We start from the raw sequence: 11765 nt of genomic DNA, 5'->3' as shown, positions 1-11765 counted from the left end.
GAACCTGACCCCGTGCTTCGATCCCTGGCTGGAGGAGTGACCGCATGACCGCCCGCCTTTTCGTCTACGGCACGCTCGCGCCGGGGCAACCGAATGCACACGAGCTCGCTGACCTGTACGGCACGTGGGAGCCGGCGGCGGTACGAGGCGTTCTGCACGCCGAGGGCTGGGGTGCAGCACTCGGCTATCCCGCCCTCGAGCCCGACGAGACCGCGGGCGAGGTCCAGGGCCAGGTCTTCACGTCGGCGGACCTGCCGCAGCACTGGGAGAGGCTCGACGCGTTCGAAGGCTCGGGCTACGTGCGCGTCGCAGTGCCGGCCGTGCTGCGCGACGGGGCGCGTGTCGAGGCATTTGTCTACGCATTGAACCGGAACATGGTGGACTAGCGGAATTCCGCGGTGAGGGGGGCTGGCGTCGGGGCTGGGGTCAGGTTCATTTTTCCCTTCAGTGGGTCCATTCATCGAGGTCATCCATCCTGGAAAAATGAACCTGACCCCAGGATGTGGCCCGCATGAGGTGTGCGTCGACGCGTCGCAGGGCACGCTGGCATGGCAGGTCTACGATGACCGTCGCGAGCTGTCGCGTGGCGGCCGATGCGATCGAGGAGACGACGCATGGACGGAGGAACCCTGGCTCTGGTCGCCGTGGGCGTCGCCTGGATCACCGCGCTCGTCGCCAACCTCGAAGCGCTGCGCATGGTCGAGCAATCGAGCGGCCCGCTGCGATCAGCGGGGATCTCGTTCGGGAGCATCGGGCTCGTGCTGGTCGTCCTGCTGCCGCCCATGCCCTTCATCGCCTTCATGACCCCCACCGTGCACACGATGAACGCGTTGCTCGGGGCTACGTTCTACGGCGCGTTCCTGTGCACGCTCGGTTTGATCGCGACGATCGTGCTCGCCGACATTGTCGATCTTGCGGGACGCCGTCGCCGCAGGCAGGGATGACCTCCTGTATTGCCGAGCGTGTGCGGCGATCGCTCACCGCGTAGGCTCGACACGATCCCTCCTCAGGCCGACCCCATGATGTCCCACCGCGTCGTGACGATGCTTCCGATCGCGGCCGTCTTTCTGGGCAGCGCGATCGTGCTGATGCTCGCCGATGTCGGCAGGACGGCGTGGATCGTCCAGCTCGCGGCCGTCGCGCTCGCCTGCATCGTCGCGCTGGCCGGATCGCGGATTCCCGTGCCGTTGTCGACGCGATCGTGGGCCGTCTCGATCGCCGTCATGGCCCTGCTCGGCATCGCCGCGACGCTGGTCCGCCAGGGATCGGGGCCACAGCGCTGGTGGCACCTTGGCCCGATCGCACTCTACGCGGCACCGATCGTGATGCCGGCGTTCCTCGGTGCCGTCGCGATCCTGCTGCGCGACCGGGGCCGTGCGCGCATCGTCGGCGTCGCTGCCGCGATCGTCGCCGGCGGGCTGTTCGTCCTGCAGCCCGATGCCTCGCAGGCTCTGGCCTTGTGCATCGGCGTGGCGATCGTGGCATGGGTCGAGCGCATCGGCCTGCGCATCGGCGCGCCGCTCGTCATCGCGCTCGCCGCGCTGACGGCGTGGGCCTTCACGCTGCCCGATCCGCTGCAGCCCGTGCCGCATGTCGAAGGCGTGCTCGCGCTTGCGCTCGCACATTCCCTCGTGGCGGGACTCGCGGTGATGTTGTGCGCGGCGGCCTTCGTCGCAGGACTCGCCTGGACGTCGCGACGCGGGCCGCGATGGCTGCTCGCGGTCGCCGGCTACTACGCGGTGCTTTTCGCGTGCTCGGTAGCGGGCCTCACGCCCGCGCCAATGGTCGGCTACGGCGCGGCACCGTGGCTCGGCTTCGGACTGCTCGTCGTCGCAAGCCGCGTGTTTGATTCCGATGCCACGCGCTGAGCAGCTTTGGGGTCAGGTTCATTTCTCGGCGACAGACTGGCTGTAGTCCGACGCCGTCGAGAGAAATGAACCTGACCCCATGCCTGCCGCTCATGCGAGAAAGGAGCCGACGCCGGAGCTCAACGCGGCAGGCCGCTGCGTGACCGCAGCACCGCGTATCCACCGCCCACCAGCGTCGCGATGATCCACGCGATCGCCACGTTGAGCACGAGGTGGCCTTGCTTGGCCGTGTCGGCGAGGCCGTCGCCCATGAGGGTCACGCCGAGCGTCGCCACCATCACGACGACGGTCGCCGCGGTGTAGGCGAGGAACGCGCCCTGTGGTCGCCTTCGCGCGCGTGCGAGCACGATGGCGAGGCCGAGCAGCGGCAGCGCGAGCACGCCGAACTGCAGGTACGGATGCGCGCGCAGCGGCACGCCGATCGTCGCCATGTCGTCGGGGATCTCGGCGAGTTCCTCGCCCTCGACCTGGCCGATGTTCGCGGCGATCCACGGGTTCAGCGCGGCGACGCCGCGCAGGCCGAGGCGCACGGCGATGCCGGGATGCGTGACCAGCAGCTGCAGCTGCTGGCCGTAGCCGAAGTGTTCGACGCCGCGGCAGGCGCGCTCGGGCATGTCGGGCAGCTGCCACGCGCGCAGACCGCTGTACTGCGCGCAGTCCGGATCGATGCCGATGCCTTCGAGCAGCGCACGGCGGTCCTCGGCGAACGGCAGCAGCGCGGTCAGCACCACGCCGGCCCGGTTGTACTGGCGTATCGAGTGGATCATCTCGCCGCTGCGCTGCAGCTGCACGAACTGGAAGAACGCGCCCAGGAACGCGCCGCACAGCAGCGCGACCGCGCGCCAGCCGAAGCGGCCGTCCTGCCAGCGGTGCAGCGCGAGCAGTGCGACCGCGACCGACAGCGGCAGCACGATGTGCTGGATCTTGCTCGAGGCCAGTGCGAGCGCCGCGAAGGCGATCGCGAGGAAGCGCCAGCGGTTGCCGGCCTCGCCGTGCCACAGCAGGTAGAGGCCGAACAGCGCGTACAGCGCGGTCAGCGCGGTCCACTCCGCATAGAACGTATTCGCGTACAGCGTGTTGCCGGGATCGGCGACGAGCAGCACCACGATCGCCGCGTTGGCGAGTGCGGCGCCGTGGCGGCCGCGGCGCAGGAACGCCATCGACAGCCAAGCCGCGAAGGCGAACGTGGCCAGCAGCTTGAGCGCCCCGGCCAGGCGCACCGAATGCACGGGTCCGCCGCCGACCGCTTCGACGACATGCCACGCCGCCGCGGTCAGGCCGCCGAACACGAGCTCCGACGACCAGTAGCACATCGGGTCGCCGGTGGGGATGAAGCGGAAATGCTCGTACGGCGCGAGCGGGCTGTTCTGGTCCGGCGGTACGTCGGCGGGACGGTCCGGGTAGACGTCGAAGCACGCCGTGTAGCGCGTCTGGTCGTAGGTGTTGGCGTAGGCGTAGAGCGGATCGTGCGCCCACAGCACGAGCGCGCGGGCGAGGCCGGCGAGGATCAGCAGCAGGACGAGCAGCGCGACGGGGCGGCTGCGCGTGCGGGACGTTTCCGGCATCGGGGACTCGCGGTTTTGCGGCAGGGCAACATGGCGAGTATGCACGGCGTCCGGGTCGTTACGGTGAACCTCCGCCAGAGGTTGAGCGGGTGCGGAGCGTGAAGCGGTTCACACCCGGCGCGTGCGGCATGCACGCCGGCGCCTGCCAAGCAGCGATCGAACGCGGTCAGGAACGCGGTGCTAGCATCACCACCCTGCTCTCATCAACCGGCGCCACGGCGCCATGGAGACACCGATGAAAACGCGGTTGGGACATTACGACATCGTCGCCGAGCTGGGTCGCGGCGGCATGGGCGTGGTCTACAAGGGCTACGAGGGTTCCCTCGGGCGCTACGTCGCGATCAAGGTGCTCGCCGATTCCCTTGCCCACGACGAGGGCGTCAAGGAGCGCTTCCTGCGCGAAGCGCGCAGCATGGCGGCGCTCAACGACCCGCACATCATCCAGATCTACTACATCGGCGACGACGACGGCCAGACCTACTTCGTCATGGAGTTCGTCGAAGGCGAATCGCTCGGCACGCTGCTCAAGCGCGAGCACAAGGTGCCGGTCGGCCCGGCCGCGAAGATCATCTACCAGACCGCGCTCGGCCTCGCGACCGCGCACGACCACGGCGTGATCCACCGCGACATCAAGCCCGGCAACCTGATGGTCTCGAACCGCGGCTCGATCAAGATCGCCGACTTCGGCATCGCGCTGTCGAACCAGGACATCTCCAAGAAGCTCACCTCGACCGGCGAGTTCGTCGGCACGCCCGGCTACCTGTCGCCCGAGGTCTGCCTCGGCAAGGTCGTCGACCGTCGCTCGGACATCTTCTCGCTCGGCATCGTGTTCTTCGAGATGCTCGCGGGCCGCATGCCGTTCACGGACGAATCGCCGCTCGGCCTCATGCTCGAGGTCGTGCGCGCCGAGATCCCGGACGTGCGCGAGCTCAACAGCGAGGTCGACGAGAAGATCTCGTGGATCCTCTCCAAGATGATCGCCAAGGAGCCGGACGACCGTTACCAGAGCTGCCACGAGCTCGCCGAGGATCTCGCCCAGCATCCGCTCGTCGCCAAGCCCGGTCCGATCACGATCGTGCCGAAGATGTCGGCCGCCGCGGCCACGCTGATCGGGCAGAAGACGCCCGTGTCGAGCCCGCGCGTGTTCTCCGATCCGCCGAAGACCCCGGCGCCGTCGTCGGCGATCCCGCAGATCCCGCAGGCCAACACGCGCATCACGCCGTCGGGCCAGCCGCTGCCGCCGGCGTTCGATCCGGCGCCGACCGCGGCGTCCGCCTCGTCGTCGCCGGGCTTCGAGCGTCGCCCCGTGCTCGATCGTCCCGCGCAGCCGTCGAAGGGCTCGCCGGTGGTACCGATCGCGATCGCCGCCGTCGCCGTGCTCGCGCTGGCCGGCGGTGCCTGGGCGTTCCGCGACCGCATCCCGGGCCTGTCGTCGACCGCCACCGCGACCAGTGTCGCGACCACGAACGACACGACGCGTCCGGCCGATCCGCCTGCGCAGCCGCCGGTCGCGCCGGTCTCGACCGCCGCGACGACGGCGCCGTCGACCACGCCGCCTGCGGTCGCCGATGCGACACCGCCGGCTGTCGACACGCCCGCGCAATCGACCACGCCGTCGGCCGAGGGCGCCGCCGATGCGCTCGCCACGGGCCTGCAGTCGGCGCGTGACGCGACCGAGACCGCCGATCGCCTCATCGCGCAGACCCAGGCCATGAACGGCACAGCCGCCGACGGTCCGGGCCCGCGTGCCTCGCAGGCCGACATCGACGCGCTGCGCGACCTGCCGGCCGCGCGCGCTGCCGAGGCGCAAGGCCAGCAGATCGCCGCGGCCGATCGTCCGAAGCGTCCGGCCGAACCGGCCAAGCCGCGCGTGCCGACCGTCGCGGTCGTCACCGGTGGCGACGACGTGATCGCCGAACCCGCACGCGATGCGGTCGTGAGCCTGCTGCAGAGCCGCGGCTTCCGCGTCATCGAAGCGGGCAGCGCCTCGGGCAGCCAGCCGAACCTGCGCTCGCTGCAGGGTCGTGCCGATGCGGTCGTGTTCGTGCAGGCCAAGCCGATCGGCTCGCAGGAGCTGACCTACTACGGCCAGGCCTCGACGCTCTACACCGTGCAGATGGGCGTGAAGGCGTACCGCGTGTCGGACGGCTCGACGCTGTGGAGCAGCCGTACCGAGCAGGTCAACTTCACGACGCTCAACGCGGCGGAGAAGGCGCAGGAAGCGATCGATCCGCTGCTCGACGCGGTCGACCAGAACCTCGACGAGTTCCGCTCGCGCCGCGGCCGCGGCTGATCGACGCCGCCATCGCGTGATCCGTGGAAGCGGGCGCAAGCCCGCTTTCTTTTTGCGCGGACCATGCGCGTGCACGCCGTGCGTGGTCGCGGTGATGCGCGGAATGTCCCGATCCCGGCCCGCCTTGCGTACTCCGTGCACACGACCCACGGAGAACCCCCATGCGCATGCAAGCGCTGCTCGCCACGTTCGCCCTCGGCCTCTCGGGAATCGCCTCGGCGGAAGCCCCCGACACCACGTTCGCCGACAACGGCCGCTACCTCTACGGCCAGTTCGGGACCTACGATTTCCGCGCGGTCACGACGCTGCCGATGCCCGGCGGGAAATCCGCCTCGGTGTTCCAGTTCCCGCAGACGACGGGGTTCTGCACCGACGCGCGGTGCATCGCGATCAAGCTGTTCGCGGCGGACGGCACGCTCGAGCGCGTCGGCACGTTCCCGAACGATGTCGCGCGCGTGACCGCGGCGGCCGTCGACGCGAGCGGCTACATCGTCGTGACCGCGCAGACCAATCCCGGGCCGAACGGCCGCGACATCCTCGTCGCGCGCTTCAACGGCGAGACCCTGACGCGCGACCTGCGCTTCGGCAACGGCACGGGCTGGGTGCGCGTATCGTTCAACACGCGCGACGAGTTCCCCGCCGCGGTAGCGATCGACCGCCTCGACCGCATCGTGATCGCGGGCTCGGCCTCGTTCTCCGCCACCGACAGCGACTTCCTGATCACGCGCCTGCTCGGCACGGGCGCGCTCGACACGTCGTTCAACGGCAACGGCCATCGCGCGGTCGCGTTCGACCTGTCCGGAAGCCTGTTCCTGGACCAGGCCAACGCGGTGACGATCACGCGCGACGGCCGCATCCTCGCGGTCGGCAGTGCGCTCGACAACGCGGCCTCGCGCCTGCGCATCGGTGTCGTGCGGCTCAACGACAACGGCAGCCTCGACACCACGCTGTGCCCGTCCGGCTGCGCGTTCAACGCGGGTTATTCGGCGATCCGTGAAGGCCGTACCGTCTACGTGTTCGGCGCACAGACCGTGCACGCCGACGAGGCGCTCTCGGTCGATGCGATCGGCAGCGGCGGTTACCTGATCGCCGGCGCGACCTACGCCGACGACGGCTCCAATCGCCGCGGTGCGGTCGCCCGCTTCAACAACGCGGGCGTGTTCGCCGCCGAGCGCGTCGCCGAAAGCCTCGGCAACAACGGCCAGTTCCGCAGCGTCAAGGCGGTCGACGCGACGGCCACGCGCGTGCTCGTCGCGGGCAACAGCGGTCCCACCGACAACTTCCTGCTCGTGCAGGCGTTCGACGCGAGCCTCGTGCCGGTCGCCAACTACGGCAACTGCCATCCGCAGAACAACGGCTTCTGCCCGATCTTCGCGAACGAACTCGCCGACTGGGGACCCGATGCGGGCGTGTCGATCGCGGTCGACGCGGGTGGGCGACCGCTGCTCTACGCGCAGGGCATCGCTTCGGAAGGCGGCCTGCCCGCGCTGATGACCGCGCGCTACACGAACACGAGCGGCCCGAAGCCCGACACGCTCTTCCGCGCAGGCTTCAACTGAGGGGCATCGCACGCCGCCGCGAGGGCGGCGTGCTCAGGCCGGCTGCAGGTTCGCGTAGGCGAGCACGAGCCACTTCTGTCCGGCGCGTTCGAAGTTGACCTGCACGCGCGTGTGCGCGCCGGTGCCTTCGTAGTCGACGACGACACCGTCGCCGAACGTGCCATGCGTGACGCGCTGGCCGAGCTTGAGCGGCGGCGCCTCGTCGAGGCGAGCATGGTGGCTGCCCCCGTACACGGGGCGACTGACCTGCACGCGCGGGCGGATCTCGTGCAGCAGTTCGGGCGGTATCTCGCCGAGGAAGCGCGAGGGTCGGCCGTACATCTCCATGCCGTGCATGCGCCGTGACTCGGCATAGCACAGCACGAGGCGGTCGCGTGCACGCGTGATGCCGACGTAGGCGAGGCGGCGCTCCTCCTCGAGCCGGCCGGGTTCCTCGGCCGATTTCTGGCCCGGGAACAGGCCTTCTTCGAGACCGACCAGGAACACGAGCGGAAACTCGAGGCCCTTCGCGGAATGCAGCGTCATGAGCTGCACGCAGTCCTGCCAGGCCTCGCCCTGCGACTCGCCGGCCTCGAGCGCGGCATGCGACAGGAAGGCTGCGAGGTCGGACAGGCCGGTTTCGAGATCCTCGGCCGTCGGCGAGAAGCGGCTCGCAACGTTGACGAGTTCGTCGAGGTTCTCGATGCGCGACTCGGCGCTGGTCTTGTCGCGCTCGTGGTAGTCGCGCAGGCCCGAGCGCGTGATCGCGAGCTCCATCTGCCGCGCGAGCGGGCGCGGTTCGTCGGTGCCCGGCACGTCGTCGACGATCGACGCGGCGACCGCATCGCCTTCGTCGCCTTCACCCGGCAGCGTGGCATCGGGTGCGAGGCAGTCGCGCGCGAGCTCGTCGACGAGCATGAGGAACGCACGCAACGCATTCTTGGCGCGGCCGGCCAGCGTGGAGTCGCCGAGCTCGCCGAGCACGGCCTCCCACATCGAGGTGTTCTCGCGTCGCGCGCGTCCGCGCAGCAGGTCCACGGTACGGTCGCCGATGCCGCGGGGCGGCGTGTTGACGACACGTTCGAACGCCGCGTCGTCATGGCGGTTTGCGATCAGGCGCAGGTAGGCGAGCGCGTCCTTGACCTCGGCGCGGTCGAAGAAGCGCTGGCCGCCGTACACGCGGTAGGGCACGTCGTGCTGGATCAGCTGTTCCTCGAAGTTGCGCGACTGCGCGTTCGAGCGGTAGAGGATCGCGATGTCGCTCGCACGCGAGCCGGCGCGCACGGTCTCGCGGATGCGTTCGACGACGAAGCGCGCCTCGTCCTGTTCGTTGTAGGCCGCGTACACCTCGATCGGCGCGCCGTCCTCGCCCGAGGTCCACAGCTGCTTGCCGAGGCGGCCCGGGTTGCGCGCGATCACCGCGTTGGCGGCACCGAGGATGTTCGCGGTCGAGCGGTAGTTCTGCTCGAGGCGGATCGTCTTCGCGCTCGGGAAGTCGCGCAGGAAGTGCTGCACGTTCTCGACGCGCGCGCCGCGCCAGCCGTAGATCGCCTGGTCGTCGTCGCCGACCACGAACACGTTGCCGGTCTGCCCGGCGAGCACGCGGATCCACGCGTACTGCAGCGTGTTGGTGTCCTGGAACTCGTCGATGAGCAGGTGGCGCCAGCGCTCGCGGTAGTGCGCGAGCAGCGCCTCGTCGTGCAGCCACAGTTCGTGCGAGCGCAGCAGCAGTTCGGCGAAGTCGACGAGGCCCGCGCGTTGGCAGGCCGCCTCGTAGGCGCGGTAGATGTCGACGAGCACGGTCGCGATCGGGTTGCCGCCCGGCTCCATCGCGTCGGGACGCTTGCCTTCGTCCTTGGCCGAGTTGATGAACCAGGTCGCCTGGCGCGGCGGGAAGCGCGCCTCGTCGATGCCGAGACCCTGGATCGTGCGCTTGACGAGTCGCTGCTGGTCGTCCGAGTCGAGGATCTGGAACGTCTCGGGCAGGCGTGCCTCGCGCCAGTGCCGGCGCAGCAGGCGGTGCGCGATGCCGTGGAACGTGCCGATCGTGAGGCCACGCGTGCCGTCGCCGACCAGCGATTGCGCGCGCGCGCGCATCTCGGCCGCGGCCTTGTTCGTGAACGTGACCGCGAGGATCGACCACGGCGACTGCCGCTCGACCTCGAGCAGCCAGCCGATGCGGTGGGTCAGGACGCGGGTCTTGCCGGATCCGGCACCGGCGAGCACGAGGTGATGGCCGGTCGGCGCACTGACGGCCTCGCGCTGCGCGGGATTCAGCGCGTCGAGCAAATGGGAAACATCCATCCGGCGATCCTAGCGTGATCGCCGTGGCGGCGGACAGGCGCGTGCGCCGATCCGCCGCGTGGGCGCGTCTCAGCGCTTGCGCATCGCACCCGCGGCCACGAGGCCGAGGCCGACCAGCACGCCGATGCCGCCGGCCCAGGTCGGCACGGATTCCTGCTTGGAGACCGAGGCCGACAGCTCGCCGACCTTGAGCACTTCCTTGTCGCGCGTGAAGTCGAGGTTGCCGGTCAGTGCGGCGATGCCGAGTGCGGCGACGATGACGCCGACGATGATCAGACCCATGCGCATGTGCGTATCCCCTGGCGGTTGGTGCGCGCAAGGATGGCCATGGCTCCGCACGCCCGCAAGGCGTCCGCGCACCGCGCGCCGGCTGCCGTTCAGGCTTCCGGCACGCGGGCATCGGGTGCTCAGTGCGCGCCGTTGGCCTTCGGCTTGTGCGGCGCCGACGCGTTCATGAGGCGGTCGGTCAGCGCAATGCCGATCGCCGACAGGATGAACACGCAGTGGATGATCGTCTGCCACAGCACGCCGGTCGTGGTCAGCGTCGCGCAGTTCGGATTCATCGCGGTGATGTCCTTGATCGCGGCGAGCTGCTCGGGCGAGCAGAACGGCAGGCCGCCCAGCGTGCCCGCGGCGATGAACGTCTTGAGCAGGTGGATCGAGGAGATGCCGATGATCGCCATCGCGAGCTTGACCTTGAGCACCGAGGCATTGACGTGGCTGAGCCACTCGGGCTGGTCCGGATGGCCGTCGAGGCCGAGGCGCGACACGAAGGTCTCGTAGCCGCCGACGATGACCATGACGAGCAGGTTCGAGATCATGACCACGTCGATCAGGCCCAGCACGATCAGCATGATCTGCTGTTCGCCGAAGCCTCCCGCACCCTTGATCAGGTACAGCAGCTCCTTGATGAACAGGAACACGTAGACGCCTTGCGCGACGATCAGGCCGAGGTACAGCGGCAGCTGCAGCCAGCGCGAGAAGAAGATCAGGCGCGGCAGCGGGCGCATCGTGTGGGGCGTGGACATGGGCGTCGGTCGGATGGGAAAGGGCGCGCGATTCTAGCAGTCCAAACGCGGCGTTCCGGTGACGGTCCGCGCGCGCTTCGTCGCAGCGTGGAACGTCCCCCGCGGCAGGCTCAGCCTGCCCCTGGCTCGATCAGCGCCACACCCGGCAGGCCGAGCACGTACTCGGCACCCATGAGCATCGACGGCGTGTAGTAGCCGCCGGCAGGGCGTTCGCGCAGCAGGTGCTCGACGATGCCGAGCGACGCCGTCGCGGTCAGCGTGTAGCCGTTCGGGGTCTTGAGCTGCAGGGTCGCCTCGCGGCCGTCGCGGTCGCGTACCTCGCCCCAGATGTGACAGCCGGTGCGTTCGCGGCGTTTCTCGTCCGGGCCGGGCGTGCGTGCGGCGCGCGCCTGCAGCCAGCGCTGCACGGGCGCGAGCGCGAGCAGCGGCCGTACGAGGCGCAGGCGCCGCATCGAGGCGATCGTCTTCGGCGGCAGCGCCATGTAGGTCTCGATGTCCGGGATGCCGGTCGAGACGAACGCCGTGTAGACGTCGCCCCACGGAATGGTCACCGCGCTGCGCGGCTCGCCGTCGCGGTCGAACGTGCGCGTCTTCCACGCGATCGGCACCTCGACGACCTCGCCGTTGCGACGCGCGCGGCCGCCGTGGCGAAGACCTTCGACGCTGGTCTTCGCGGTGCCCGGGCTCGGCCCGCCGCCGGCCTCGAACGCGAGCACGAGCGACGTCGCCGTGGGCAGGCGCTGCTTGAGCATCGCCGCGACGCCGTCGGTCGGCACCACGTCGAAACCCGTGCCCGGCAGCACGACCACGCCTTCGTGGCGTGCGCGCACGTGGGCCCTATGGCAGCGTGCGAACACGTCGATCTCGCCGGTGATGTCGAGGTAGTGCGCGCGCGCACCGAGGCAGGCTTCGAGCAGCGGCTCGCAGGTCGCCGAGAACGGGCCCGCGCAGTTGAGCACGATGCCGATGCCGTCGAGGTTGCGCGCGACCGTCGCGGCGTCGTCGAGCGTGAATACGCGCCGCGTGAGCTGGTGCGGCGCGGCGAGCGCATCGAGCGCGTCGCGGTCGCGGCCGGCGAGTACCGGGCGCAGACCGCGTGCGACGGCCTCGGCGGTGATCAGCCGTCCCGTGTAGCCGTTGGCGCCGTAGATCATGAGCGTGGTCATGGC

The 11765-nt window shown here is 69.9% G+C and carries 10 protein-coding genes; 5 read left to right on the top strand and 5 right to left on the bottom strand.

Going from position 1 to position 11765, the window contains the following annotated elements; genetic code table 11:
* Positions 1–44: 44 nt before the first annotated feature.
* From ACQQ2N_RS06450 to ACQQ2N_RS06440, 3 genes are all read left to right on the top strand, one after another.
* Positions 45–386 (top strand): gamma-glutamylcyclotransferase family protein, encoded by a 342-nt coding sequence (locus ACQQ2N_RS06450; protein WP_440224875.1) that lies wholly within the window; start codon positions 45–47, stop codon positions 384–386.
* A 228-nt stretch (positions 387–614) separates the two neighbouring features.
* On the top strand, positions 615–944 hold the full coding sequence (locus ACQQ2N_RS06445; protein ID WP_440224874.1) for a hypothetical protein: 330 nt from the start codon (positions 615–617) through the stop codon (positions 942–944).
* A gap of 75 nt (positions 945–1019) precedes the next feature.
* Complete coding sequence (locus ACQQ2N_RS06440) at positions 1020–1868, top strand: FtsW/RodA/SpoVE family cell cycle protein (RefSeq protein WP_440224873.1); 849 nt, start codon at positions 1020–1022, stop codon at positions 1866–1868.
* A 119-nt stretch (positions 1869–1987) separates the two neighbouring features.
* Here the strand turns inward: ACQQ2N_RS06440 and wsfD are convergent, their stop codons facing one another.
* Positions 1988–3433: a glycan biosynthesis hexose transferase WsfD gene (gene wsfD / locus ACQQ2N_RS06435; RefSeq protein WP_440224872.1), complete on the bottom strand. Its 1446-nt coding sequence runs from the start codon at positions 3431–3433 to the stop codon at positions 1988–1990.
* 235 nt (positions 3434–3668) lie between these two features.
* Between wsfD and ACQQ2N_RS06430 the strand changes: the two genes are divergently transcribed.
* A complete protein-coding gene (locus tag ACQQ2N_RS06430; RefSeq protein WP_440224871.1) occupies positions 3669–5726 on the top strand; it encodes a protein kinase domain-containing protein in 2058 nt (685 codons plus the stop codon).
* A gap of 161 nt (positions 5727–5887) precedes the next feature.
* On the top strand, positions 5888–7285 hold the full coding sequence (locus tag ACQQ2N_RS06425) for a hypothetical protein (protein WP_440224870.1): 1398 nt from the start codon (positions 5888–5890) through the stop codon (positions 7283–7285).
* Between the two features lie 33 nt (positions 7286–7318).
* Here ACQQ2N_RS06425 and ACQQ2N_RS06420 read toward each other — a convergent pair whose 3' ends face one another.
* The 4 genes from ACQQ2N_RS06420 to ACQQ2N_RS06405 form a co-directional block, all read right to left on the bottom strand.
* Positions 7319–9568 (bottom strand): ATP-dependent DNA helicase, encoded by a 2250-nt coding sequence (locus ACQQ2N_RS06420; RefSeq protein ID WP_440224869.1) that lies wholly within the window; start codon positions 9566–9568, stop codon positions 7319–7321.
* Between the two features lie 69 nt (positions 9569–9637).
* A complete protein-coding gene (locus tag ACQQ2N_RS06415; RefSeq protein WP_440224868.1) occupies positions 9638–9856 on the bottom strand; it encodes a hypothetical protein in 219 nt (72 codons plus the stop codon).
* A gap of 119 nt (positions 9857–9975) precedes the next feature.
* Entirely contained in the window at positions 9976–10596 is a 621-nt protein-coding gene (locus ACQQ2N_RS06410) for a TIGR00645 family protein (RefSeq protein WP_440224867.1), read from the bottom strand.
* A gap of 110 nt (positions 10597–10706) precedes the next feature.
* Positions 10707–11762, bottom strand: a complete 1056-nt coding sequence (locus ACQQ2N_RS06405) for a saccharopine dehydrogenase family protein (protein WP_440224866.1) — start codon at positions 11760–11762, stop codon at positions 10707–10709.
* Between the last annotated feature and the right edge of the window lie 3 nt (positions 11763–11765).

This window comes from Dokdonella aquatica, assembly GCF_051987395.1.
In the GTDB taxonomy this organism is placed as follows: Bacteria; Pseudomonadota; Gammaproteobacteria; order Xanthomonadales; family Rhodanobacteraceae; genus Dokdonella.
This window is presented reverse-complemented; position numbering and strand designations above follow the sequence as displayed.